The sequence below is a fragment of the Pseudonocardia thermophila genome, from assembly GCF_900142365.1.
GTDB classification, from domain to species: Bacteria; Actinomycetota; Actinomycetes; order Mycobacteriales; family Pseudonocardiaceae; genus Pseudonocardia; species Pseudonocardia thermophila.
In genome coordinates this window covers 265,655-290,012 of the sequence record NZ_FRAP01000003.1, presented here as the reverse complement: position 1 = coordinate 290,012, position 24,358 = coordinate 265,655, and the positions used below count along the sequence as shown (strand labels likewise).

At 73.3% G+C, this 24,358-nt stretch carries 27 protein-coding genes; 11 read left to right on the top strand and 16 right to left on the bottom strand.

Translation table 11 applies throughout. From position 1 onward, the window contains the following. Nucleotides 1–19: 19 nt before the first annotated feature. Together BUE41_RS05855 and BUE41_RS05850 are read right to left on the bottom strand one after the other, a co-directional pair. Nucleotides 20–1,006, bottom strand: coding sequence for a tetratricopeptide repeat protein (locus BUE41_RS05855; protein WP_234996998.1), 987 nt, complete (start codon nt 1,004–1,006; stop codon nt 20–22). A gap of 53 nt (nt 1,007–1,059) precedes the next feature. Continuing rightward, nucleotides 1,060–1,959: an SCO6745 family protein gene (locus BUE41_RS05850; protein ID WP_073455807.1), complete on the bottom strand. Its 900-nt coding sequence runs from the start codon at nt 1,957–1,959 to the stop codon at nt 1,060–1,062. Nucleotides 1,960–2,227: 268 nt separating this feature from the next. Between BUE41_RS05850 and BUE41_RS05845 the strand changes: the two genes are divergently transcribed. Beyond that, nucleotides 2,228–2,518, top strand: coding sequence for a hypothetical protein (locus BUE41_RS05845; RefSeq protein ID WP_073455806.1), 291 nt, complete (start codon nt 2,228–2,230; stop codon nt 2,516–2,518). A 108-nt stretch (nt 2,519–2,626) separates the two neighbouring features. Here the strand turns inward: BUE41_RS05845 and BUE41_RS05840 are convergent, their stop codons facing one another. Beyond that, entirely contained in the window at nt 2,627–2,935 is a 309-nt protein-coding gene (locus tag BUE41_RS05840; protein WP_073455805.1) for a thiamine-binding protein, read from the bottom strand. A gap of 58 nt (nt 2,936–2,993) precedes the next feature. Here BUE41_RS05840 and BUE41_RS05835 point away from each other — a divergent pair, with 58 nt between their 5' ends. Then, the gene (locus tag BUE41_RS05835; RefSeq protein ID WP_073455950.1) at nt 2,994–3,497 is read left to right on the top strand and encodes a MarR family winged helix-turn-helix transcriptional regulator; all 504 of its coding nucleotides are present in this window, start codon (nt 2,994–2,996) and stop codon (nt 3,495–3,497) included. Between the two features lie 5 nt (nt 3,498–3,502). Here the strand turns inward: BUE41_RS05835 and BUE41_RS05830 are convergent, their stop codons facing one another. Further along, on the bottom strand, nt 3,503–3,736 hold the full coding sequence (locus BUE41_RS05830) for a hypothetical protein (protein ID WP_073455804.1): 234 nt from the start codon (nt 3,734–3,736) through the stop codon (nt 3,503–3,505). Between the two features lie 82 nt (nt 3,737–3,818). Between BUE41_RS05830 and BUE41_RS05825 the strand changes: the two genes are divergently transcribed. After that, on the top strand, nt 3,819–4,958 hold the full coding sequence (locus BUE41_RS05825; RefSeq protein ID WP_143171984.1) for a helix-turn-helix domain-containing protein: 1,140 nt from the start codon (nt 3,819–3,821) through the stop codon (nt 4,956–4,958). Nucleotides 4,959–5,078: 120 nt separating this feature from the next. Here BUE41_RS05825 and meaB read toward each other — a convergent pair whose 3' ends face one another. Together meaB and BUE41_RS05815 are read right to left on the bottom strand one after the other, a co-directional pair. After that, a complete protein-coding gene (meaB, locus tag BUE41_RS05820; RefSeq protein ID WP_073455802.1) occupies nt 5,079–6,077 on the bottom strand; it encodes a methylmalonyl Co-A mutase-associated GTPase MeaB in 999 nt (332 codons plus the stop codon). Nucleotides 6,078–6,087: 10 nt separating this feature from the next. After that, a complete protein-coding gene (locus BUE41_RS05815) occupies nt 6,088–7,281 on the bottom strand; it encodes an acetyl-CoA C-acetyltransferase (protein ID WP_073455801.1) in 1,194 nt (397 codons plus the stop codon). Between the two features lie 140 nt (nt 7,282–7,421). Here BUE41_RS05815 and mce point away from each other — a divergent pair, with 140 nt between their 5' ends. The 3 genes from mce to BUE41_RS05800 all read left to right on the top strand — a co-directional run bounded on the left by mce (nt 7,422) and on the right by BUE41_RS05800 (nt 10,667). Continuing rightward, nucleotides 7,422–7,889: a methylmalonyl-CoA epimerase gene (gene mce / locus BUE41_RS05810; RefSeq protein ID WP_073455800.1), complete on the top strand. Its 468-nt coding sequence runs from the start codon at nt 7,422–7,424 to the stop codon at nt 7,887–7,889. Nucleotides 7,890–8,018: 129 nt separating this feature from the next. Further along, nucleotides 8,019–9,350: a crotonyl-CoA carboxylase/reductase gene (gene ccrA / locus BUE41_RS05805; RefSeq protein ID WP_073455799.1), complete on the top strand. Its 1,332-nt coding sequence runs from the start codon at nt 8,019–8,021 to the stop codon at nt 9,348–9,350. A 99-nt stretch (nt 9,351–9,449) separates the two neighbouring features. After that, nucleotides 9,450–10,667: a hypothetical protein gene (locus BUE41_RS05800; protein WP_073455798.1), complete on the top strand. Its 1,218-nt coding sequence runs from the start codon at nt 9,450–9,452 to the stop codon at nt 10,665–10,667. A 15-nt stretch (nt 10,668–10,682) separates the two neighbouring features. Here the strand turns inward: BUE41_RS05800 and BUE41_RS05795 are convergent, their stop codons facing one another. The 5 genes from BUE41_RS05795 to BUE41_RS05775 all read right to left on the bottom strand — a co-directional run bounded on the left by BUE41_RS05795 (nt 10,683) and on the right by BUE41_RS05775 (nt 16,191). Then, nucleotides 10,683–10,964: a hypothetical protein gene (locus BUE41_RS05795; protein WP_200803772.1), complete on the bottom strand. Its 282-nt coding sequence runs from the start codon at nt 10,962–10,964 to the stop codon at nt 10,683–10,685. Nucleotides 10,965–10,996: 32 nt separating this feature from the next. Then, entirely contained in the window at nt 10,997–12,778 is a 1,782-nt protein-coding gene (locus BUE41_RS05790; protein WP_073455797.1) for a 3-hydroxyacyl-CoA dehydrogenase family protein, read from the bottom strand. An 89-nt stretch (nt 12,779–12,867) separates the two neighbouring features. Beyond that, the gene (locus BUE41_RS05785) at nt 12,868–14,364 is read right to left on the bottom strand and encodes an aldehyde dehydrogenase family protein (protein ID WP_073455796.1); all 1,497 of its coding nucleotides are present in this window, start codon (nt 14,362–14,364) and stop codon (nt 12,868–12,870) included. A 125-nt stretch (nt 14,365–14,489) separates the two neighbouring features. Then, complete coding sequence (nucS, locus tag BUE41_RS05780) at nt 14,490–15,149, bottom strand: endonuclease NucS (protein WP_073455948.1); 660 nt, start codon at nt 15,147–15,149, stop codon at nt 14,490–14,492. A gap of 31 nt (nt 15,150–15,180) precedes the next feature. Beyond that, complete coding sequence (locus BUE41_RS05775; RefSeq protein WP_073455795.1) at nt 15,181–16,191, bottom strand: helix-turn-helix transcriptional regulator; 1,011 nt, start codon at nt 16,189–16,191, stop codon at nt 15,181–15,183. Nucleotides 16,192–16,312: 121 nt separating this feature from the next. Between BUE41_RS05775 and BUE41_RS05770 the strand changes: the two genes are divergently transcribed. After that, nucleotides 16,313–16,840 carry an NUDIX domain-containing protein gene (locus BUE41_RS05770; protein WP_234996996.1) on the top strand — a complete coding sequence of 176 codons (528 nt, stop codon included), beginning with the start codon at nt 16,313–16,315 and terminating at the stop codon, nt 16,838–16,840. 3 nt (nt 16,841–16,843) lie between these two features. Here BUE41_RS05770 and BUE41_RS05765 read toward each other — a convergent pair whose 3' ends face one another. Further along, nucleotides 16,844–17,779 (bottom strand): NADP-dependent oxidoreductase, encoded by a 936-nt coding sequence (locus BUE41_RS05765; protein ID WP_073455793.1) that lies wholly within the window; start codon nt 17,777–17,779, stop codon nt 16,844–16,846. Nucleotides 17,780–17,848: 69 nt separating this feature from the next. On the opposite strand from BUE41_RS05765, the gene BUE41_RS05760 reads away from it, so the two are divergent. Then, nucleotides 17,849–18,736: a LysR family transcriptional regulator gene (locus tag BUE41_RS05760; RefSeq protein WP_073455792.1), complete on the top strand. Its 888-nt coding sequence runs from the start codon at nt 17,849–17,851 to the stop codon at nt 18,734–18,736. A 150-nt stretch (nt 18,737–18,886) separates the two neighbouring features. Here BUE41_RS05760 and BUE41_RS31185 read toward each other — a convergent pair whose 3' ends face one another. Beyond that, entirely contained in the window at nt 18,887–19,114 is a 228-nt protein-coding gene (locus BUE41_RS31185; protein WP_073455791.1) for a class I SAM-dependent methyltransferase, read from the bottom strand. 248 nt (nt 19,115–19,362) lie between these two features. Here BUE41_RS31185 and BUE41_RS05750 point away from each other — a divergent pair, with 248 nt between their 5' ends. From BUE41_RS05750 to BUE41_RS05740, 3 genes are read left to right on the top strand one after another with little or no spacing between them, the layout of a single operon-like run. Beyond that, nucleotides 19,363–19,578: a MerR family transcriptional regulator gene (locus tag BUE41_RS05750; protein WP_234997004.1), complete on the top strand. Its 216-nt coding sequence runs from the start codon at nt 19,363–19,365 to the stop codon at nt 19,576–19,578. 51 nt (nt 19,579–19,629) lie between these two features. Next, entirely contained in the window at nt 19,630–20,238 is a 609-nt protein-coding gene (locus BUE41_RS05745; protein ID WP_073455790.1) for a TetR/AcrR family transcriptional regulator, read from the top strand. 7 nt (nt 20,239–20,245) lie between these two features. Further along, a complete protein-coding gene (locus tag BUE41_RS05740) occupies nt 20,246–21,403 on the top strand; it encodes an acyl-CoA dehydrogenase family protein (protein ID WP_073455789.1) in 1,158 nt (385 codons plus the stop codon). Between the two features lie 415 nt (nt 21,404–21,818). On the opposite strand, the gene ehuB is transcribed toward BUE41_RS05740, so the two are convergent. From ehuB to ehuA, 3 genes are all read right to left on the bottom strand, one after another. After that, on the bottom strand, nt 21,819–22,676 hold the full coding sequence (ehuB, locus tag BUE41_RS05735) for an ectoine/hydroxyectoine ABC transporter substrate-binding protein EhuB (protein WP_073455788.1): 858 nt from the start codon (nt 22,674–22,676) through the stop codon (nt 21,819–21,821). A gap of 55 nt (nt 22,677–22,731) precedes the next feature. Beyond that, the gene (locus tag BUE41_RS05730; RefSeq protein WP_073455787.1) at nt 22,732–23,505 is read right to left on the bottom strand and encodes an enoyl-CoA hydratase-related protein; all 774 of its coding nucleotides are present in this window, start codon (nt 23,503–23,505) and stop codon (nt 22,732–22,734) included. 90 nt (nt 23,506–23,595) lie between these two features. Next, nucleotides 23,596–24,354, bottom strand: coding sequence for an ectoine/hydroxyectoine ABC transporter ATP-binding protein EhuA (gene ehuA / locus BUE41_RS05725; RefSeq protein ID WP_073455786.1), 759 nt, complete (start codon nt 24,352–24,354; stop codon nt 23,596–23,598). Nucleotides 24,355–24,358: the final 4 nt, after the last annotated feature.

The window sequence follows — 24,358 nt, the reverse complement described above, 5'->3', positions numbered from 1 at the left end:
GGGCTCGCGATCGAAGCGGTCAGAACAGGGCGCGGGCGAGGTTGCGCCGGGCCTTGATGACGCGCTGATCGTCGGCGGGGAACAGCTCGAACAACCCGACGAGGTGCTGCCGGGCGCGCTCCCGGTCGTCGCCGCTGGTGCGCTGCACGACCGCGACGAGCCGGTCGAACGCGGCCTCGACCCGCTCGGTCGCGATCTCGGTGTCGGCCGCGGCGAGCTGGGCGTCGATGTCGTCCGGTGCCGCGTCGGCTTTGGCGATCGTGGCCGGGTCGGCGTTCTCGGCGCGCTTGAGGAACCGCACCTGGCGCAGTGCGGCCGCAGCGTCCTCGTTCGCCGGTTCGACGTCGAGGATCTTCTGGTAGGCCTCCTCGGCGGCGTCGTAGTCACCGCGCTCGATGGCCTCCTCGGCCGCGGTGAACCGCGGGTCCTCCTTCTCCTCCTGCGCCGCACCCGCCCCGCGCTCGGCCTCCGCGATGGCCGGCATGCGGTCGCGCAGCGCGTCGAGCAGGGCGCTGATCCACTGCCGGACCTGCGGCTCGGGCAGCGCGCCGGTGAACGCGTCGAGCGGGCGGCCGCCCGCGACAGCGACCACCATCGGGATCGACTGCGCCCCGAACGCCTGCGCGATCGCCGGGTTCTTGTCGACGTCGATCTTGGCGAGGATCCACGCGCCGTTGGCCGCGTTCGCGAGCCGCTCCAGCACCGGGGAGAGCTGCTTGCACGGCCCGCACCACTCGGCCCACAGGTCCACGACCACGGGCACCTGCAGCGAGCGTTCGACGACCTCCGTCTGGAACGTCTGCTCGGTGACGTCGATGACGAACTGGCCGCCGCCCTCGGCGGCACCGTTGCCGGACGGCCCCTGCTTCGCGGCCCGTGCCGCGGCCTCGGACCGGGCTTTCAACGCGGACAGGTCGACCGCACCGGCCATGGCCGAGGTCAGCGCAGCCGACTGCGCGGCAGCCTGTGCACGTGCTCGAGGATCAGGTCGGGTCACGGGGTTCATCCTGGCACGCCGCGCCGACGGATGGCGCGGCGCTGTGCCGGGTCGGCCACGGCTCAGCCGCGCGGCGCGCTGTTACGGAGGCCGATGGGGTCGACCTCGGGGAAGTTGCCCGCGAGCACCGCGGTCCGCACCGGCGCGACCAGCGCGATCACCCGCTCCACCGCGTCCGCGCCGACCGCGGTCCACGGAGCGTCGGCCAGCGCGTCGGTGGTGGCCTCGACCTCGGCGCGCAGCCGGACCCCGGCCGGGGTGAGCCGCAGCCCGCCCGGCTCGAGCAGGCCGCGCTCGACGAGCCGCGCCACGCCGGCCTGCCACTCCTCGTCGCTCCAGCCCCGCCAGGTGCGCCAGTTCTGCGGGTCCCGCAGCGCCTCGTGCTCCGCGGCCGCGGCGAACAGCACCAGCGACTCCACCGGATCGATCCCCGCAGCGAGCAGGGCGGCCACGTGCCCGTCGCCGCGGTGCTCACGCAGCACCGTCTGGCCGTGCCACAGCGCCAGGTGCGGCTCGTCCGGCACCGGCAGGGCGGCGTTGGCGGCCGCCAGCGCCCGCCCGGCGGTGGGTGCCGCCTCGGCGGCGGCGGTCACGATCTCCGCGGCCTCGGCCAGCTCCTTCGAGGCGATCAGGTCGGGCCCGAGCAGCCGGCGCAGCGCGGCGTCCACCGCCTGCAGGCGGGTGGCGAGGAACTGCTCCGGTGGGGCGACCGCCCACACGTCCGGCACCGCCCGGGCCACCCTGGCCGGGGCGAACCCGTAGAAGAGCGCGGTGACGATCTCCGGGCCCACCGCGCCGAGCGGGGCCGACCGCTGGGCGAAGTAGGCCATCCAGAAGCCCTTGGTGCCCAGTGCCGCGCACCGCTCCAGCGGCTCCGGCTCGAAGTAGGTCACCGAGTGGATCGGTTCCAGCGCCTTCCACACGCGCCGTGCCCGGTGTTCCTGCAGGTCGCCGTTGTCCACGCCCCGAGCCTACGTCGTGCTCCCGGGAACGCCGACAGAAGTGATCACCCGAACCGTCCAGCGACACCACCCGATCGGTCACGCACGGTGCTGGGCACGGCGCGCCGACCTGGTTCGTGGATCACTGGGATAGCCGAGCACCGCGAGGTGCCGCCGGGTCGTTGCTCTGGCGAGAGTGACTTCCGCGTCGCTCTGCGTACATGACCGCCACTTGGCCGCGCAGCGCTGGACCGCGCTGGACAGCGCCACCTCCCGGAGGACGACCACGATGAGTGACAACAGCGTCGCCGACCGCCTCGTCAGCGAGGCCCGCAAGAAGACCGCGCGCCAGGAGAGCCCGGCCGTGGGCAAGGTGGCCGTGGCCCTCGGCGTGCTCGCCCTGCTCGGCAGCCCGATCTCGATCGTCGGCTGGGTGCTCGGGCTGGCCGCCGTCGGCACCGGGATCTCGGCGGTGAACCGTCCGGCGACGGCTCAGCTGGCGAAGATCGCCATCACCCTCGGTGCGGTGGCCATCCTGGTCGGCGTGTTCTTCTTCACCCTGAACATCGCGCGATCCTGACCGGACCCCGCGGCGAGCCCGTCCCGGAGCCCGGGCTCGCCGCGGCAGCTGCCGGGCCGGCCACCATCCCTCCCTGTCCGGCCCGGCAGGCTCCACCGTGCCCGGCGATCACTCCCGCGGCTCGCGCAGCGCCTCCTCGACCCGTTGCACCTTGGCCGTGAGCTGCCCGCTGTAACCCGGGCGGATATCGGCCTTGAGCACCAGGCTGACCCGCGACGACCTGGCCAGCACGGCCTCGACGGCGCGCTTGATCACCTCCATCCCCTCGTCCCAGGTCTCCGCCTCGATCGTGGTGAACATCGAGGTGGTCTCGTTCGGCAGTCCCGACTCGCGGACGACGCGCACGGCCTCCGCCACGATGTCGCCGACGCTGGCCGATCCCCCGTCGGCGGGCGCGATGCTGAATGCGAAGAGCATGCGCCCAGCCTGCCCGATGATCCGGGCCCGAACATCGACACTGCTAATGTCGCTGGTCATGGCATCGCGCAGGCCCCTGCCGTTCGACCCGATCATGCGAGCCGCATCCCTGTGGGAAGAACGGATCGGCCCTTCCCGGGCAATGGCCGCGGTGACCAGCGTGATGCGTGTGCAGCAGATCCTGCTCAGCGCGGTCGACAACGCCCTGCGCCCGCACGGGCTGACGTTCGCCCGCTACGAAGCGCTGGTGCTGCTCACGTTCGCCCGCACCAACAAGCTGCCCATGCGCGTGATGGGTGAGCGGCTCCAGCTGCACCCGACGAGCGTGACCAACATCGTGGACCGACTGCAGGCCGACGGGCTCGTGCGGCGGATCCCGCACCCGACCGACCGCCGCGCCACGCTCGTGGAGATCACCGAGGCGGGCAGCATGCGCCTCAAGGCCGCGACCGAGGCGGTGACCGAGATCGAGTTCGGCCTCACCGGCCTCACCCCCGAGGAGGAGCAGACGCTCACCGAGCTCCTCGCGAAGGTGCGGCACTCGGCCGGCGACTTCGCCTGAGCGGCTCACCGCTCCTCCCCCGCCGGATCACCGCCGTCGTCCGGCGCCCTCGTGCGCCCGTGGCCGTGCCCGCCATGCGCCAGCCCACCCGGCCAGCTGCGCATGGTGCGCCCGCGACTGCGGCCGTCCGCGGCTCGCCTGCCCCGCCGCGCGGCGCCGCACCGGCCGGCCAGGTACCCCGCGATCGCCGCGCCGCCGGAGCCCGCCAGCGCGCAGACCGAGCAACCCAAGACCTCCACGACCGTCTCCTCCCGGAGGTGTTGACGCGGTGGTGCGTCAACGGTGTTGACGGTAGCGGCGGGCACCGACATCCTCGGGAGCGTGCATCCGCCCCCGTCCGCCGGCGAACCCGCGACCGCGCTCCGGTCGGCCCGCGTCACCGCCGGGATGTCGCAGTCCGAGGCGGCGCGGCGGCTGGTCGCGCTGGCCGAGTCGCGCGGCGCTCCGGCCGCCGCGCCGGCGAGCCTGAAGACACAGCTGTCCCGCTGGGAGAACGGGCACGCACTGCCCGAGCCGCACTACCGGGAACTGCTCGCCGAGCTGTACGGGCGATCGATGGCGGAGCTGGGGCTCGCCCCCGCGGGACCGGACCCGGGTGCAGACCTGCGCGGCCGGCTCGCCGCGGCGGCCGCCATCGACGACGGGGCCGTGGCGCTGTGGCGCGAGCAGATCGCGCTCACCCATCGGCTCGACGCCGAGCTGGGTGCAGCGGGGACGGCGGGCCCACTGCGGGCGCTCGTCGCGCAGCTGGCGGAGCTGCTGCTGCACTACCCGACCGCGGCCCGGCGCCGGCCGGTCGCGGCCGTGCTGGCCGAGGCCGCAGCGCTGGCGGGCCACCACGCCCTCGACGCCGGCGATCCCGATGTGGCCTGGCGAACCTTCCGCACCGCGCACGCCGCAGCGACCGAGGCCGACACCCCGGCCCTGCGCGCCAGGGCGGCCGCAGGACTGGCGGACGTGCTGGTCGATCTCGGCGCGCCGGGCACCGCGCTAGACCTGCTCGCCGACGAGCCCGCCGTCGACGGCGAACCTGCGCTCCACCTGGCGCTGGCCCGCTGCCGCGCCGCCGCGGCCACGGGCGACCGCTCGGCCGCCGAGCAGGCGTACGCGGCGGCCGGGGTCACCGTCGACCAGGTGCGTCCCGCGGTGTCGATCAGCGCCGCCGCGCTCCACGGTTGCTGGGGCCGCGCCCTGCTCACCCTCGGCGATCGCACCGCGACCGACCCGTTGCGGCGCGCCCTCGCCGCCGATCCACCCACCGTGCGCGAACGCGCCGACCTGCACGCCGATCTCGCGCTCAGCCTGACGGGGCAGGAGCCGGAGGAGGCGGCCCGGCACGCGCGCGCAGCCACGGACCTCGCCGCGCGCATCGGCGCCCCGCGGATCACGCAGCGGCTGCGCGCTCGGAGCACGCTCACCGAAGCCCGGAGTGCGCCTGAGCCGGGCACCACCGCACCCTGACCACAGCGCGCACACAGCCCACGAACGCAACGAACGGCACTCTCGTCCACTCGGAGTGGACGAGAGTGCCGTTCGTTGCCTCCAGGCTCAGGGTTTCAGTCAGGGCTTCAGGTGCCCGCCTCACATCCCGACCGCTCGTTCCAGCTCGTCCGCCGCCGCGTACGGGTCCAGTTCCCCGGCCGCCACCCGCGCGGCCAGCTCCGGCAACGCGCTGCGCCCCCGGATCTCCCCGTACCGCGCCCGCACCCGCTCGACCGCGATGGCCTCGATCTCCGCGGCCGCCCGGGCCCGGCGCCGGCGCTCGCGGCCGCCGGACTCGTCGAGCCATGCCCGGTGCCGGTCCAGCTCGGCGACGAGTTCGTCGATGCCCTCGTTCCGCGCCGCGACCGTGCGCACCACGACCGGGCGCCAGCAGCCGCCGGCGCGCTCGCCGGCGCCGCCCGGCAGCCCGTCCTCGCGGCCGAGCGAGAGCATGTGCCGAAGGTCCCGCACCGTCTGGGCGGCGCCGTCCCGGTCGGCCTTGTTCACGACGAAGAGATCGCCGATCTCGAGGATGCCCGCCTTCACTGCCTGGATGCCGTCGCCCATCCCGGGAGCGAGCAGCACGACGGTGGTGTCGGCGAGCCCGACCACGTCGATCTCGGACTGGCCGACGCCCACGGTCTCGACGAGCACCGTGTCGAACCCGGCGGCGTCGAGCACGCGCAGCGCCTGCGGGGTCGACCAGGAGAGGCCACCGAGGTGGCCCCGGGTGGCCAGGGAGCGGATGAACACGCCGTCGTCGGTGGCGTGCTCGGCCATCCGCACGCGGTCGCCGAGCAGCGCGCCGCCGGAGAACGGCGACGACGGGTCGACCGCGAGCACGCCGACCCGGCGGCCCTGCCTGCGCAGGGCCGCCACCAGGGCCGACGTGGTGGTGGACTTGCCCACCCCGGGCGGCCCGGTCAGGCCGACGACGTGCGCGTGCCCCGTGTGCGGGGCGAGCGCGGCCGCCACCTCGCGCAGGCGTTCGTGGCGGCCGCGATCGGTGTCGACGAGGGAGATGAGCCGCGAGACGGCGAGCGGCTCACCCGTGCGCGCCCGCTCGACGAGCTCGGCGACGTCCGGCCCGCTCGCCATCCCGCGCTGCTCAGGAGGCGGCCGGGACGCGCAGGATCAGCGCGTCGCCCTGCCCGCCACCACCGCAGAGCGCCGCCGCGCCGATCCCGCCGCCGCGCCGCTTGAGCTCCAGCGCGAGGTGCAGGACCAACCGCGCACCCGAGGCGCCGATGGGGTGCCCGAGCGCGATGGCGCCGCCGTTGGGGTTGACCTTCTCCGGGTCGATGCCGAGCTTGCGGGTCGAGACGATGCCGACGGCGGCGAACGCCTCGTTGATCTCGACCACGTCGAGGTCGGTCGGCTTGACGCCCTCCTTCTCGCAGGCGGCGATGATCGCGTTGGCGGGCTGCTCGTGCAGGCTGGAGTCGTCCGGCCCGGCGACCATGCCGTGCGCCCCGATCTCGGCGATCCAGGACAGGCCCAGCTCCTGCGCCTTCGCCTTGCTCATCACGACGACGGCCGCGGCCCCGTCGGAGATCGGCGAGGACGAGCCGGCGGTGATGGTGCCGTCGGCGGAGAACGCCGGGCGCAGCTTGGCGAGGGTCTCGACGGTGGTGTCGGGGCGCACGCCCTCGTCGGAGTCGATGACGATCGGGTCGCCCTTGCGCTGCGGGATCGTCACCGGGGTGATCTCCTCGGCGAACAGGCCCGCGGCGATCGCCTTGCCGGCGCGCTGGTGCGAGGCGGCGCCGAAGGCGTCCTGCTCCTCGCGGGTGAGGTTGTAGCGGGTGTTGTGCTTCTCCGTCGAATGGCCCATCGACACCTGGTCGTAGGCGTCGTGCAGGCCGTCGTAGGCCATGTGGTCGAGCATCGTCACGTCGCCGTACTTGAATCCGGAGCGCGACTTGGCGAGCAGGTGCGGGGCCTGCGTCATCGACTCCTGCCCGCCGGCGACGACGATCTCGCACTCCCCGGCGCGGATCAGCTGGTCGGCCAGCGCGATGGCGTTGAGCCCGGACAGGCAGACCTTGTTGATCGTGATGGCGGGCACCGACATCGGGATGCCGGCGGCCACCGCGGCCTGGCGGGCGGGCATCTGCCCGGCGCCCGCGGTGAGCACCTGGCCCATGATCACGTAGTCGACCTGGTCGGGGGCCACACCGGCGCGCTCGAGCGCCGCCTTGATCGCGATGCTGCCCAGCTGGACACCGCTGAAGTCCTTCAGGTTGCCCAACAGCCGACCCATCGGCGTGCGCGCACCGTTGACGATCACTGATCCGGACACGTTTCCTCCTGCGACTGCGGCGGCCAGGTCGCCGCGACCATACCTGCGGGATGCTGTGGTTGCTGCGGCGATGAGACGCGATCCGGCGGTGACGAGGCGCACAGACCCCCTGGCCCGGGCCTGCGGGTTACTGTCCGGCCATGGCTGAGACCTTGGCAGAGCAGACCGTGCCCGAGCACGGTGTCCTCGCGGTGGACCACGTCGGCATCGCGGTGCCGGACCTGGACGCGGCGATCGCGTGGTACGGCAAGACCTTCGGGTTGGTCGCGACGCACGTCGAGGTGAACGAGGAGCAGGGCGTCCGCGAGGCGATGCTCTCGGCGCCGGGTGGTTCCGAGACGCAGATCCAGCTGCTGGCGCCGCTGCGCCCGGACTCCCCGATCGGCAAGTTCCTCGACCGCAACGGTCCGGGCATCCAGCAGATGGCCTACCGGGTGGCGGACATCGACGCGACCTGCGCGGAGCTGCGCGCGAAGGGTGTGCGCCTGCTGTACGACGAGCCGCGCCGGGGCACGGCGAACTCGCGGATCAACTTCGTGCACCCGAAGGACGCGGGCGGGGTGCTGGTCGAGCTCGTGGAGCCGGCTGCGGAGCCCCACGGGCACTGAGCCGGCGAGGCGGGTGTCGCGCGACACAGCCGTTTGCCCCACAGGTGGTTACTATACCGCGCAGTAGCCTGTGGGATACCAAGCAAACGGGATTCCACCCGTCCACGACCGACCATCGGAGGCCGAGCCGTGCAGGAGATCCGCGACGCCATCCTCGCCGGGGAGTTCGACGCCCTCGCCGGGCTGGCCGTCCCCGACCACTACCGGGGCGTCACCGTTCACGAGGACGAGGTGGAGATGTTCGCGGGCATCCCCACCCGCGAGAAGGACCCGCGGAAGAGCCTGCACCTGGACGAGGTCGCGACGCCCGAGCTCGCTCCCGGCGAGGCCCTCGTCGCGGTGATGGCCAGCGCCATCAACTACAACACCGTCTGGACCTCGATCTTCGAGCCGCTGCCGACGTTCGGTTTCCTCAAGCGTTACGGCAAGCTGTCGGCGCTGACCAAGCGCCACGACCTGCCCTACCACGTCGTCGGGTCGGACATGTCCGGCGTCGTGCTGCGCACCGGCCCCGGCGTGGAGCGCTGGAAGCCGGGCGACCAGGTCGTGGCGCACTGCCTGTCCGTCGAGCTCGAGGCCCCCGACGGCCACGACGACACGATGATGGACCCCGAGCAGCGGATCTGGGGGTTCGAGACGAACTTCGGCGGGCTCGCCGAGCTCGCGCTGGTGAAGGCCAACCAGCTGATGCCCAAGCCCGCCCACCTCACCTGGGAGGAGGCGGCCTGCCCGGGGCTGGTCAACTCGACCGCGTACCGCCAGCTCGTCTCCCACAACGGCGCCGGCATGAAGCAGGGCGACATCGTGCTCATCTGGGGCGCGTCCGGCGGCCTCGGCTCGTACGCGACGCAGTTCGCGCTCAACGGCGGTGCCATCCCGGTCTGCGTGGTCTCCTCGCCCGACAAGGCCGAACTGTGTCGGAAGATGGGCGCCGAGCTGATCATCGACCGCGCCGCCGAGGGCTACAGGTTCTGGAAGGACGAGCACACCCAGGACCCGTCGGAGTGGCGGCGGTTCGGCGCGAAGATCCGGGAGCTCACCGGCGGCGAAGACCCGGACATCGTGTTCGAGCACCCGGGCCGGGAGACCTTCGGCGCGAGCGTCTTCGTCGCCCGCCGCGGCGGCACGATCGTCACGTGCGCCTCCACCTCGGGGTACCAGCACCAGTACGACAACCGGTACCTGTGGATGAACCTCAAGCGCATCGTCGGCTCGCACTTCGCGAACTACCGCGAGTCGTGGGAGGCCAACCGGCTCATCGCGAAGGGGCGCATCCACCCGACGCTGTCGAAGGTCTACCCGCTCGAGCAGACCGGCCAGGCGGCCTACGACGTCCACACGAACAGCCACCAGGGCAAGGTGGGCGTGCTCGCCCTCGCCCCGCAGGAGGGCCTGGGCGTCACCGACCCGGAGTTCCGCGAGCAGCACATCGACGCGATCAACCGCTTCCGCAACACCTGAGCCGCCACCTGGAAGAGCGCCACCTGGAAGAGTGAGGAAGGCCACGACGTTGCAGAGGCAACCACGATCCGACCGGGTCGCCCCGCTACTGTGACCCGCATGGCCGCAGATCCCCACGAGCTGTCCGTCGAGGCCGGCTTCGAGATCGTCCGGCGAGGCTACGACCCGGCGCAGGTGGACGCGCACCTGCGCCGGCTCGACGCGGAGATCAAGATCCTGCACACCGACCGGGCCGCCGCGGTGGCCCAGGCCGAGGGGATGCAGCGGGAGCTGGAGGCGGCCAGAGCCCGGGCCGAGCGGCTGCGCGCGCACCTGCAGAACCTCACCAGCCAGCCGACCACGGTCCAGCACATGAGCGAGCGCATGCGCTCGATGCTGCGGCTGGCCGAGGACGAAGCGGCGGAGATCGTCGCCAAGGCGCAGGCGCAGGCCGAGCGGCGGATCGCGGAGGCCGAGGAGACCGCGCGCGGGATCCTCGCGACGGCCCGCGCGGACGCCGACACCCTGCGGGCGAACACTCAGGCTGAGCTCGACGCCGCCATCGCGGGCCACCACAGGGCCCGCGACGAGCTGGAGGAGCAGCGTCGTGCCGCCGCGGCCGAGCACGAGGCCGCCATGGCGGCGCTGGCCGAGGAGAAGGAGCGCGAGCTCGCCGCGATCGCCACCCTCCGCCGCGAGGCGGAGGCCGAGGTCGCCGCGGCGCGCGCGGAGCTGGCGGCCGAGCAGGAGCGGGTGCACAAGGAGCTGGCCGACAAGCGCGCGGCCACGGAGGCTGCCATCGCCGCCGCCGACGCCGAGGCCGAGGAACGCCGGGCGCGCCTGTGGGCCGAGTCGGAGGCCAAGCGCGCCCAGGTGGAGGAGGACTTCACCATCGCGATGGACCAGCGGCGCATGGAGGCCATCGCGGCACTGGGCACCGAGGTCGAGGACGCCCGCCGCGAGGCGCGCGAGCTGCGTGCGACCGCCGCGGCGGAGGCCGAGCAGGTCGTGGCGAAGGCCCGCCAGCAGGCCGCGGACATCGTCGCCGGCGCCCACCGCGCCGTCGAGGAGCTGACCGCGCTGCGCGGGAAGATCGCGGGGCAGCTGGAGCGCATCGGCGGCGAGATCAGCCGCATCGTGGCGAACACCGGCCCGCTGCCGGAGGAGCGCTCGGTGCAGGTCGAGTTCCCGGCACCCGCGACGTCACCGGAGTCGGTGTCCGCCAACGGGAGCCAGGAGAAGGCCGAGCACAACGGCACCAACGGCCCCGCGCACTCCGAGGCCTGGCGGCCTTCCCCCACCCGGCGCGCGCTGCGCCCGCAGCCGGCGCACCGCTGAGGACGGCGCTGGGGTTCAGCGCCGTTCCGGCCGCCTGCGGTAGCGGGCCTGCCAGCAGGACGTGTGCCAGTGCCGGCGATCGTCCAGTGATCCGTACTCGCCCGCGGGCCAGGCGACGACGTGCGGCGTGCCGCGCGCCACGATCTGGTCGCAACCGGGACAGCGGTAGTCCTTCACGGCCGACGATCCGCTGATCGTGCGCACGTACCACTCGCCGTCCGGCCCCGACTCGCGCGTGGTGAGCGCCGCCGACCGCAGCGGGACGTGCGGAGTCCGCTGCGGTCGGCGACGTGCCATGAGCTATCTGTACCTGATCGATCCGTCGCTGATCAGCGCGTGTAGTCGCGGAATCCGTGGCCGGTCTTGCGGCCGAGCCGGCCCGCGGTCACCAGGTGCTCCAGCAGCGGCGCCGGCGCGAAGCCGGAGACCCGGAACTCGCGGTAGAGCGAGCGCTGGATGGCCAGCGACACGTCCAGGCCGACCACGTCGAGCAGCTCGAACGGACCCATCGGCAGCGCGCAGCCGGTCTTCATGGCCGCGTCGATGTCGTCGGCGGTCGCGTAGTGCGCCTCCAGCATCTTCACGGCGTCGTTCAGGTACGGGAACAGCAGCGCGTTCACGATGAACCCAGCGCGGTCGCCGCAGCTCACCGGCACCTTGCCGAGCCGCTCGCAGAGCGCTCGGACGGTCGCCGCGACCTCCTTCGCCGTCGTGATCGTCGAGACCACCTCGACCAGCTTCATCACCGGCGCGGGGTTGAAGAAGTGCATGCCGATGACGTCGCCGGGGCGCGAGGTGGCCGAGGCGCACTCCACGACCGGCAGCGATGACGTGGTGGTGGCCAGGATCGTGCCGGGCTTGCAGATCTCGTCGAGCGCGGAGAACACCGCGCGCTTGACGTCCAGCTCCTCGGCGACGGCCTCCACGACCAGATCGACGTCGGAGAGGTCCTCGAGCCGGGTGGTGCCGGTGATGCGGCCCAGCGTCTCGGCGCGCTGCTCCTCGGTCAGCTTGCCGCGCACCACGGCCTTGTCCAGCTGCTTGCGGATCGCGCCGATCGCGCCCTCGACCTTGGACTCGCTGCGGCCGCGCACGACCACGTCGAACCCGGCGGAGGCGAACACCTGCACGATGCCGGTGGCCATGGTGCCGGTCCCGACGACGCCGACCCGCGCGATGTCGCGCAGCGGGACGTCATCCTCCTGGGCGGGCTTCGGGGTCAGCTCGTCGTCGACGATCTTCGGCGAGTGCGGGGCCTCGTAGGTGTAGAAGCCGCGACCGCTCTTGCGCCCCAGCAGCCCCGCCGTGATCATCTGCTTGAACAGCGGATTCGGGGCGTGCATGAGGTTGCGCGACTCGGCGTACATCGTCTCGAGGATCTCGTAGGCCGTGTCGAGACCGATGAGGTCGAGCAGCGCCAGCGGGCCCATCGGGTAGCCGCAGCCGTAGCGCATGGCCGCGTCGAGGTCCTCGCGGGTGGCGTAGCGCTCGGCGTACATCTTCACCGCGTGGTTCAGGTAGCCGAACAGCAGCGCGTTGGCGATGAAGCCGGCGCGGTCGCCGATGACGACGGGGACCTTGTCGAGCGTGGCCGCGAAGGCCTTGATGTCGTCGATGACGTCGGGCTCGGTGACGACCGTGCGGACGACCTCGACCAGCCGCTGCACCGGCGCCGGGTTGAAGAAGTGCATCCCGACGACCTTCTCGGGCCGCCCGGTGCGCACCGCCAGCTCGGTGACCGACAGCGAGGAGGTGTTGGAGGCCAGCACGACGTCCGGCCGGACGACCTTGTCCACCTCGGCGAAGATCTGGGCCTTCAGCTCCAGGCTCTCCGGGACCGCCTCCACGACGAGGTCGGCGTCGGCCAGGTCGGCCAGGGACGTCGTGGTCCTGATGCGGGCCAGGAGCGCGTCGGCGTCCTCCTGGCTGAGCTTGTCGCGGGAGACCGCACGACCGGTGGAGACCTCGAGGTGCTTGCGCCCCGCCTCGATCGCCTTGTCGTCGACCTCGACCGCGATGACCTGCAGGCCGTTGCGGGCGAACACCTCGACGATGCCTGCACCCATCGTGCCCATGCCGACCACGCCGACCGTACGGAACTCGCGTGCCACGCGCCTACCTCCGCCGTTGGGTCCAAATCCGCCGGACATCATTTCAGACTCGCTGCTTGGCATGCCAAGCGTTGTGACGGTCCCCTCCGCTACCGTCCCCACAGCAACCGTGCCAGACCCACCACGAGGCCGAACCCCCGGCGCGTCCGGGTGAAGCTCGTGACCGGCACGGGCAGGGCGAACCGCTGCCGCGCCACCGCCTGCGGGCGGGCGAACTCGCGCAGGCCGTCCGCGCCGTGGATGCGGCCGAACCCGGACTCCCCCACCCCGCCGAACGGCAGACTGGGGATCCCGGCGAACGAGACCACACCGTTGATCGCGACCATGCCGCACCGCAGCCGGGCCGCGATCTCCTCCCCCTGGGACTTCGAGAAGACGGCGGCGCCCAGCCCGTACGGCGTCGCGTTGGCCCGGGCGATCGCCTCGTCGACGTCGGCGACGGTGTTGACGACGAGCACCGGTCCGAACGTCTCCTCGGTGACCGCGCAGCTGTCCTCGGGCACGTCGACGAGGACGACCGGGTCGACGAACGGCGCCCGCACCGACTCCGGCCCGCCGACCACGGCCTCGCCGCCCTTGGCCAGCGCGTCCTCCACGTGCCGACGCACGACGTCGACCTGCGCGGGCAGCGTCATCGGCCCGAACGCCGCGCCCGGGTCGCCGCCGGCGCGCAGCCGCTCGGCCTTGGCCACCACGCGGCGGGTGAACTCCTCGGCGACCTCTTCGACGACGTAGACCCGCTCCACCCCGACGCAGGTCTGCCCGGCGTTGGACATGCCGCCCCAGACCGCGGCGTCGGCCGCGGCCTCCAGGTCGGCATCGGGGGCGACGATGAGCGCGTCCTTGCCGCCGCACTCCATCAGCACCGGGGTGAGCCGCTCCGCGCACGCCGCCATGACCCTGCGGCCGGTAGCGGCGGAGCCGGTGAACGCGATCTTCGCGATGCCGGGGGCGCGGCAGAGCGCCGCGCCGGTCTCACCGTGCCCGGTGACCACCTGGAACAGCGTCCGACCCTCGACGATCTCGGCGAGCGAGTCGGCCAGCGCGATCCCGACGCCGGGGGTGAGCTCGCTGGGCTTGAACACCACGGCGTTGCCGGCGGCCAGCGCGTAGGCGACCGAGCCCATCGGCGTGAACACCGGGTAGTTCCACGGTCCGATCACGCCGACCACGCCGAGCGGCGCGTAGGCCAGCGTGGCGGCCTGGTTCGCCATGAGCACGCCCGAGCGGACCCTGCGCCGCCCGAGCACCTTCTCCGCGTTCCTCGTGGCCCAGTCGAGGTGATCGATCGCGAGCACCAGCTCGAGCTCGGCGTCCTCGAGCGGCTTGCCCGTCTCGGCGCGCACGATCTCGGCGATGGTGTCGATGCGGCGCACGAGTTCGCGGCGCCAGCGGCGCAGGTACGGCGCGCGGCCGGCGAAGCCGAGATCGCCCCACCACTGCGCCGCTTCGGCCGCGCGCGCGACGGCGGCCTCCACGGCGGCGGCGTCGTGTTCGGGATAGGTCCCGACCACGTCACCCGTGCGCGGATCGTGCGAGGTGAACGTCCCGGGAGCAGCGGACACCGGCGAGTCCGTGGCGGTCATTACCCAAGAGTAACCAAAGCGGGACTCCCTGCGTCGAGAACGAGGTCGTGGTGATCGAGAGGCCCTGTTGATCACCACAGGTTCGTTCTCGACGCAGGGCCGCGGCAGGCAGCTCCGTAACGGGCTCAGAACAGGCGCAGGTCCGTGCTCTCGATCCCGCGCAGCGCGTCGTAGTCCAGCACGACGCAGCGGATACCGCGGTCCTCGGCCAGCGTGCGCGCCTGCGGCTTGATCTGCTGCGCCGCGTACACGCCCTGCACGGGGGCGAGCAGCGGGTCGCGGTTCATCAGCTCCAGGTACCTCGTCAGCTGCTCGACACCGTCGATCTCCCCGCGGCGCTTGACCTCCACCGCCACCGCGCGGCCCTCGGCGTCGCGGCAGAGCAGGTCGACCGGGCCGATCGCGGTCATGTACTCGCGGCGGACCAGCGTGTAGCCCTCGCCGAGCACGTCGGGATGTGCCGCGAGCAGCTCCTGCAGGTGCGCCTCCACCCCGTCCTTGACCAGGCCGGGATCGACGCCCAGCTCGTGGGTGGAGTCGTGCATGATCTCATCGATCGTGATGACGAGGGACTCGTCGGCCTTGTTCCGCACCGTCCACACGCCCGGCTTCTCCTCCATCCAGCAGGGCGGGCTCATCCAGTTCAACGGCTTGTAGGCGCGGTCGTCGGCGTGCACGCTCACCGAGCCGTCCGCCTTGATCAGCAGCAGGCGCGGGGCCATGGGGAGGTGAGCGGTCAGTCGCCCCACGTAGTCGACCTGGCACCGAGCGATGACGAGACGCACGGGCGTCACCCTAGTGCGATCGGCACAGCGATCACCGGGGCCCGGAGTTGCGCGCCACGAGCGCCTCCCCGTACGCGGCGAGCGCGGCGCGCAGCTCGGGTGGATCGAGCGCTTCGACCTGGTCGGCGAGGCCGACGAGCTGGTGCGCGGCGATCTCGATGTTCTCCACGGCCAGCTCCACCTCGCGCCAGCCGTCGGCGTCGGGCGGGCCCGCCGTGGCGATCGCGCGGGCCGCCGCGTCCGGGTCGGTGACGTGGCCGAGCCAGCGCAGCCCACTCGGCCCGAGCCGCAGCCGCACCGTGTCGCGCAGCATCTGCGCCTCGAACCGGGCCGCCGACTCCGCCCAGTGCTCGGCGAGGTCGAACCCCTCCGGCCGGTCGAACGCCTCGCCGGTCCCCTCGGCAGCGATGATCCGGTCGACGCGGTAGGTGAGGATCGGCGCTCGCGCCGGATCTCCCCGTCCCACGCTGCGCGCGACCACGTACCAGGTGCCGGCCTTGACGACCAGGCCGAGCGGCTCGATGCGGCGCTCGACGACCGCGTCGCCGTCCGGCCCCGATCCGCGCCGGTACTCGATCCGCAGCCGCTGCTGCTCCCACACCGCTTCCGCGACGGTGGACAGCGCCGGCGCCGCGCGCGGACCGTGGAACCAGCCGGGCGCGTCGAGGTGGAACCGCTCGGCGACGGTGCGGGCGTGGTCGCGCAGCTCGGGCGGGAGCGTCGCGAGCAGCTTCGCCTGCGCCGCGGCCAGCGCCGAGCTCATGCCCAGCTCGGCCAGCGCCTGCGTTGCCCCGACGGCGAACAGCGCCGCCGCCTCCTGCGCGGTCATCCCGTCCAACCGGGTGCGCCAGCCGTCGACGAGGCGGATCCCGCCGCCGCGGCCCGGCTCCGTCCAGACCGGCACCCCGGCTTCGGTGAGCGCGGCGATGTCGCGGTACACCGTGCGCTCGGAGACCCCCAGCTCGCGCGCCAGCTCCCCCGCCGTCGCGCTGCGCAGGCGCTGCAGCGTGAACAGCAACGTCATGAGCCGGGCCGCGCGCATGCGGTGATTCTGCACGCGGTCGGGGCGACCGTGGTGAGCACGGATCCCGACGACCGGCTCTCCGGGGAACCGATCACCCTGCCCGCGGCGCGCGATGGAGGAACGAGCGCAAGATGGCGGGGTGGAGACGATCAGCAGCCGGCAGGTCTACGCCAATGCGTGGATGACCGTCCGGGAGGACGCGATCCGCAGGCCGGACGGCTCCTCCGGCATCTTCGGCGTCGTCGACAAGCCGACGGCCGCGGTCGTCATCCCGTTCGACGGCGAGCGGCTGCACCTCGTCGAGCAGTTCCGCTACCCGGTCGGGCACCGCCGCTGGGAGTTCCCGATGGGCACCGCCCCGGACCGGGCCGAGCTGGACCCGGCCGAGCTGGCCGCCCGCGAGCTGGCCGAGGAGACCGGCCTCGTCGCGGGGAAGCTGGAGCTCTTGGGACAGCTCGACATCGCGCCCGGGATGTCGAGCCAGCGTGAGCACGTCTTCCTCGCCACCGAGCTCTCCGCCGGCCCGACCCGCCGCGAGCACACCGAACAGGACATGCGCACCGCGTGGTTCACCGTCGCCGAGTTCGAGGACATGATCCGCGACGGCCGGCTGGTCGACGCCCAGACGCTCGCGGCCTACCTGCTGATGCGGCTGCGCCACCCGTGACGGTCAGAGGGTGAGCACCAACTTGCCGGTGGTGCGGCCCTGTTCGCCCAGTTCGTGCAGCCGGGCCACCTCCGCCAGCGGCGCGGTCTCGGCGACGTGCACCCGCAGCTCTCCGGTGGCCATCAGCGCGACCAACTCGTCCAGGCCGGCCCCGTCCGGCTCGACGAGCGGACGGATGACCCGGACCGCGGCGTCGTCCGGCACGTCACCACCGGGGATGTCCACCAGCACCCCGCCCGGGCGCAGCACGCGCGCCGAGCGCCGGGTGTTCGTCCCACCGATCGTGTCGAGCACGATGTCGACGTCGCGGACCTGCTCCTCGAACGGCCGCTCCCGGTAGTCGATCACTTCGTCGGCACCCAGCTCCTCGACGAACGCGTGCTTGGCCGCCGACGCGGTGCCGATGACGTACGCGCCGCGCGCCTTGGCCAGCTGCACGGCGAGGTGGCCGACCCCGCCGGCTGCGGCGTGCACGAGCACGCGCTGTCCCTTCTCCAGCCCGGCCGCCCGGAACGACTGCAGTGCGGTCAGTCCGGCCAGCGGCAGGCCCGCCGCCGCGGCGTCGTCGACCCCGTCGGGGATGCGGGCGAACTGCAGCGAGGGCGCCGCGACGTACTCGCCGTAGCCGCCGGCCTCGCGGGGGAAGTGCGGCATGCCCAGCACCCGGTCACCGACGGCGAACCGCGTGACGCCGAAGCCGACCGCGACCACCTCGCCGGCGACGTCCCAGCCCAGCACCCACGGCGCCGGTCCGAGCACCCCGGCCATGCCGCTGCCGGAGCGGGTCTTCCAGTCGACGGGGTTGATCGCCGCGGCGCGGACGCGGACCAGGACCTCGGTGGGCGCCGGCTGCGGGATCGGGCGCCGGGCCGGCCTCAGGACCTCGGGTCCACCGATCCGGGTCGCCTCCACCACCTGCATCGTGTTCGTGTCGCTCATGCCCGGTTCAACACGTCGCACGCAGATAGCAGTCCCGCACAGGTGCTCTAAGACTTATGCTGTTCTGCTATGGATCCGGTGCGCCCGCTGCGGTACGTCGTGGCGGTCGCCGACGAGCTCTCCTTCGGCCGCGCGGCTCGCAGACTGGGCATCGCACAACCCACGCTCTCCAGAGCCGTCCGCGCGTTCGAGGACGCGCACGGCGTGGTGCTGTTCGACCGCACGACCCGCACCGTCGAGCCGACGGCCGCACTGCGGGCCGCGATCGACCACTGGCGGACGGCGATCGCCGAGGCCGACCGAGCCCTGGCCGCGGCGCGTGGCGAGACCGGTGGTGTGGTCCGCGTCGGTTACGTCCTCGGCGTCGCCAACGGGATCCTCCCGGACGCGGTGCGCGCGGCCCGCGACCGCAACCTGACGCTGGAGCTGACGCACCTGTCCGTCGACGAGCAGGTGACGGCGCTGCGGCAGCGCCGGATCGATCTCGCGCTGCTCCGCCTACCGGCCGACGTGGTGACGACCGCACTGATCGTCGTCCCGCTGCACACCGACGAGCTGGTGCTGTCGGTGCCTGCCGACCACCCGCTCGCGAGCGCACCCGAACCCGTCCCCGGCGCAGCCCTGCGCGATGAGCCGATCGTGTTCTGGCCCCGCTCGATGGCCGTGAGCCTGTACGACGCGATCAGCGATCAGTGGTTGCGCCGCCACGGGTTCCCGCTGCGGATCGTCGCCGAGACCCGGGACACGACGGCCCTGCTGGCGATGGTCGCGGGCGGGCTGGGCAGCACGCTCGTGACGGCGAGCACCGCCGCGTCGATCACCCGGTCCGGCGTGGTGCACAAACGGCTCGCCGATCCCCCGGCCACGACGGTGGCGGCCGTGCACCGGCGCGCCCCGGACGCCGCCACGCTCGCCGCGCTCGCCGCGTTCCGCACCGCGGCCGCCGACTACGGATGAGCCGGTCACGCACACCCGCGGGCTGGTCCAGCGGCAGCACCTCGGCCCGATCCGGCCTGAACCCGGCGGCTGCGGTCGCGAGCGCGATGCGCCCGCCGGGCCGCAGCCGCTCGATCTCCCGCAGGCGCTCGGCCGGCTCCGGCCGCATCGTCACGGTGGTGACGGCGAGCGCGGCGCGAACGGCCCACCCAACGGCGGAAGATCGGCGACCGAGGCCTCGACGAGCCGGACCCGGCCGGCCCGCACGGCCACCAGGTTGCGCAGGCGCGCGTGGGTGATCATCACCGAGCAGTGGTCGACCCCGACCACTGCGCCCCGCGTCGCACGGGCGGCCAGCGCCGTGATCGCGACACCGGGACCGCAGCCGAGCTCCAGCACCCGCTCTGCCGGGCGTTGCGGTCGCGAGGAAGACTCCGAGGGCGACGTCGAGCAGCTCGACCGCCCACGACCGCGCGCCGCGTTCGACGGCCGCGTCGCCATGATCACGCCCGCGAGGTGGCCACCGGCCCCGGTCGGGCGGTGGGAACTGCCCGATCCCCGCCGTGGGCCGCCCACCAGCGCACGATCCTCTCGACAGCGCGATCCCTCGCGTCCACGGCCGCACACTTCACGTACGCGTGGCATCCATGGTGACGACGGCCCCGCTGCTGACGATCGGCGCGCTCGCCGCGCCCACCGGCGTGCCGACGTCCGCCCTTCGGTACCACGACGAGCTGGGGCTCGTGCGGCCGGAGACCCGGGTGGCCGGCCGGCGCCGCTACGCCGAGTCCGCCGTTCGCACGGTCGGGGCGCAGCAGGGGCCTCTCGATCGCGGAGAGCCACGCCGGGCCCACGAGCGGTAAATACTTACCAGCACGCTTGACTGTTTCCTACCCGTCCGGGACGCTCCCGGCATGGCGATGAGGCAGCAGGAGCGCAGCGAGTCGACGCGCGCCCGGCTGATGGACGCCATGATCGAGTGCCTCGTCGAGAGGGGCTGGTCGGGGACCACCACCACAGAGGTGGCGCAGCGAGCCGGCGTCTCCCGCGGCGCGCAGCTGCACCACTACCCCACGCGCGCCGATCTCGTCGTCGCCGCCGTCGCGCACCTCGGCGCAGCCCGGTTCGCCGAGACCCGCGAGGCCGCCGCCGCGCTGCCCGTCGGCGCGGGCCGCACGCGCGCCGTCCTCGAGATGCTCGCCGAACTGCACACCGGGCCGCTGTTCCGCGCGGCACTGGAACTGCTGGTCGCCGCGCGGACCGATCCCGAGCTCCACGCCGTCGTCGCCCCGCTGGAGGCCGAGATCGGCCGCAGCACGCACCGGCTCACCGTCGAGCTGCTCGGCGCCGACGAATCGCTGCCCGGCGTGCGCACCGCCGTCCAGCAGACCCTCGACATGGTCCGCGGGCTGGGCATCGACGCGCTGGTGTCCGACGACCGGACCCGCCGGACCGCGCTGCTCGACGACTGGGCACGCCACCTCGACGCCCGGCTCGCCGCCGCAACCGAACCGCCCGGATAGGAGCCCCATGGACCTGCGCGAGACCCCCGAACAGCAGTTGCTGCGCTCCTCCGCCGCCGCGCTGGCCGCCAAGTACGGCCACGAGTACCTGCAGGAGAAGATCCGCACCGGCGGCAAGACCACCGAGCTGTGGCGCGAGGCGGGCGAGGCCGGCTACCTCGGCGTGGCCGTGCCCGCCGAGTACGGCGGCGGTGGGGCCGGCATGGTCGAGCTGGCGATCGTCGCGGAGGAGATCGCCGCGGCCGGATGCCCGCTGCTGCTGATCGTGGTGTCCCCGGCGATCGCCGCGACCGTCATCGCCACAAGCGGCACGCCGGAGCAGAAGGAACGCTGGCTGCCCCGGTTCGCCGACGGCAGCGTGAAGATGTCGTTCGCGATCACCGAACCGGACGCCGGCTCCAACTCGCACCGGATCACGACGACCGCGCGGCGCGACCCGGCCGGTGGTTGGCGGCTGTCCGGGCACAAGTACTACATCTCCGGCGTCGACGAGACCGACGCGACGCTGGTCGTCGCCCGCCTGGAAGGCGCGCAGGGCGCGCTGCGGCCGGCGATGTTCATCGTGCCGACCGATGCGCCCGGCTACACCTACACGCCGATCGACATGGCGTTCACGGCGGCGGAGAAGCAGTTCACCGTCTTCTTCGACGACGTCCACCTGCCCGACGACGCGCTCGTCGGCGGTGAGGAGGCGGGCCTGTCCGCGTTGTTCGCCGGGCTGAACCCCGAGCGCATCACGGTGGCCGCGTACTCGAACGGGCTGGCTCGGTTCGCGCTGGGCAAAGGCATCGCGTACGCGAAGGAGCGCAGCGTCTGGGGCACGCCGATCGGGGCGCACCAGGCGATCGCGCACCCGCTGGCGAAGGCGCACATCGAGGTGGAGCTGGCCCGCATGGCCACGATGCGCGCCGCGTGGCTGTACGACTCCGGCGACCAGGTCGCCGCCGGCGAGGCCGCCAACATCGCCAAGTACGCCGCCGCCGAAGCCGCGATCAACGCGGTCGACGCCGCGGTGCAGGCGCACGGCGGCAACGGCATGTCCGTCGAGTACGGGGTGGGGCCGCTCATCGGGGCGGTGCGCAGCGCGCGGATCGCGCCGGTGAGCCGCGAGATGATCCTGAACTACCTCAGCCAGCACACGCTCGGGCTCCCCAAGTCGTACTGACCGCGCTGCCAGGCGCGGACACGCCAGGAGAGCGGTTCTCCCGCCGTTCCCCGGCGGAGAGCTCCTACGGACGCGACCCACCTCGATGGCACCCGACCACTCCGGAGCTCGACCGAGCACCACCGCCCGGTGACCACGGTGCAGACCCACACAGCTCGGGCGCGTCGAGGACGGCGGAGGAGGCGCGCAGCGACCCTCGGAGGAACGACGCGGGACCGCGAGAGCGACCGTCGTCGAGGTGCGCCGAAGGCGCGCAGCACCCGGGGGGCCACGCACCGCAGGCGCACCTCGACGACTCACCAGGCCGCGAGCACCGATCCGGTGCAGAGCCGACGTCGACGCGGGGCGCGCGAGCCCGCGCCCGGCGACGAAGGAGCGGGCGCGACCACCGCTGTGGCCATCCTGCGGCTCCCGCTCAAGCGCTGCACAGGGCGGCGGTGGTGAGCGAGGTCGGCGGGACGTTCGCCGGCCCGAACCCGAACTGCGAGACGATGCGCAGCCACTCGGCACCGCTGTGCAGTGCGGTCAGCTCGCGGTCGAACTCCGCCAGCAGGTCGGTGTCCTCGCGCCGCACCGCGAACCCGCCCGCGGTCACGACGGTGCGGCCACGGGTCTGCGCGGTGATCGGCGGGGTGACCTCCAACCCGGTGCCCGGGGTGCGGCGCAGCTCGTCGGTGAGGGAGATCGCGGCCATCGCCCCCGCGTCGGCCCGGCCGTCCGCGACGGCGCGCAGCAAGGTGCGCTGATCGTCGGCGAGCACCAGCCGGTCGTCGGGCACACCCGCGGCGCGGGCCTGGTCCACCTCGACCGAGCCGACCAGCGCGGCGAGCCGGATGCCGGTGCGGGCGGCGTCGTCGAAGGTGCGCAGCCGCTTCGGGTTGCCCCGCGGCACCAGGAACGCCGGCGGGGTGACGAAGTCCGGCCGGGAGAACGCGACCTGGGCGCACCGCTCCGGCGTGATCGCCATCCCCGCCGCGATCAGGTCGCACTGCCCGGCCAGCAGCGCGGGGATGAGCCGGTCGAACCGCAGCTGCACCGCATCCATCCCCGGGATGCCGATCCGGCGCAGCACGACGCGGGCGACCTCGGGCTGCGCGCCCGTGATGCGGCCGCCGGCGTCGGTGTAGCCGAACGGGCGTTCCCCGGAGATCCCGATGCGCAGCGCGCCGTCGCGGCGGGCCCGCTCCAGCGTCGAACCCGGCGCGGTGGGCGCGCAGGCCACGACGAGCGGTGCGAGCACCGCCGCGGCCAGGAACGTCCGCCGATCGATCATCGCGCGTCAGGCTAGGGGACGGCCGGCCCCCGGCCCGGCGCGGCGCGCCGCGGGATCAGTCCGGCCAGACCGGCGCGCGCTTCTCCAGGAACGACGCCATGCCTTCGCGGGCGCCCGGGGTCTGCGACATGGCCGCCATGACCTCGACCGCGACCGCGTACGCCTCGTCCTCGGGCCGGTCGAGCTGCGCGTAGAGGGTCTGCTTGCCGACGGCCTTGGCGTACCGACTGCCGCGGGTGGCCCGGGCCAGCAGCTCGTCGACGTGCTTGTCCAGCTCGGCGTCGGGCACGGCGTAGTTGATCAGACCCCACTGGGCCGCGGTCGCGGCGTCGATCGGGTCGCCGGTGAGCGCCAGCTCCATCAGGCGCTTGCGGCCGATGCTGCGGGCCACCGGCACCGCGGGCGTGTGGCAGAACCAGCCGCCCTTCCCGCCCGGCAGCGCGAAGCGGGCCGACTCGGCGGCGACGGCAAGGTCGCAGGAGGCCACCAGCTGGCAGCCCGCGGCCGTCGCGATCGCGTGCACCCGGGCGATCACCACCTGCGGCACCTCGTGGATGGTCTGCATGAGGCGGGTGCACAGCCTCAGGAGGTTCCGCACGCCGGCCAGGTCCCGCGACGCGACGTCGGCGAAGTCGTGGCCGGCGGAGAACGCCGGACCCACCGCCCCGAGGACGATGCCGGTGGCGTCGCTGCGCCCGGCCGCCTCGAACGCCTCCAGGAGCTCCCGCAGGTGCGGCTCGGACAGCGCGTTGCGGCGCTCCGGGTGGTTCATCGTGATCCGGACGGTCTCCCCGTCGCGCTCGACCGAGATGTACTGGTGATCGGCCATGCCCTGACGGTAGCCCGTGGCGGCGGGCGCGGGGACTCTCCGAACGTGCGGGGTCGGCGCGCCGTCTCGGCCCGGCACTCGGTCGGCCCCTCAGCCCGACACGGCCTGCAGGAACGTCCGCGTGCGCTCGTGCCTCGGCGCGCCGAAGAGCTCCTCCGGCGGTGCGTCCTCGATGATCCGACCGCCGTCGAACATCATCACGCGGTGGGAGAAGTCCTGCGCGAACCCCATCTCGTGGGTGACGCAGAGGATCGTGATGTCGGTGCTCTTGCCGATGTCCTGCAGCAGCGAGAGCACGCCCGCGACCAGCTCCGGGTCGAGCGCCGAGGTGACCTCGTCGAGCAGCAGCACGTCCGGGCGCATCGCCAGCGCCCGGGCGATCGCGACGCGCTGCTGCTGGCCGCCGGACAGCTGCGTCGGGTGGGCGTCGATCTTGTCGCCGAGCCCGACCAGGTCCAGCAGCTCCTCCGCGCGGGCGTTCGCCTCGTCCTTCGACAGGCCGAGCACCCGGGTGGGCGCTTCGGTCAGGTTGCGCCGCACCGTCATGTTCGGGAACAGGTTGAACTGCTGGAACACCATCCCGATCCGCTTGCGCACCTCGCGGCTGTACCGCTCATCGGCGGGCACGAGCCCGCCGTTCTTCTCCATGTGGGTCAGGTAGCGCCCGCCGACGCGGATCGTTCCCGCGTCCACCTTCTCCAGGCACATGAGCAGGCGCAGGATCGTCGTCTTCCCGGAGCCGGACGGTCCGATCAGCGTGACGTGCTCTCCCGGCGCGACGGTCATGTCCAGGTCGGACAGCACGACGTGGTCGCCGAAGCGCTTCTCCACGCCCTCGAAGACGATCATCGGT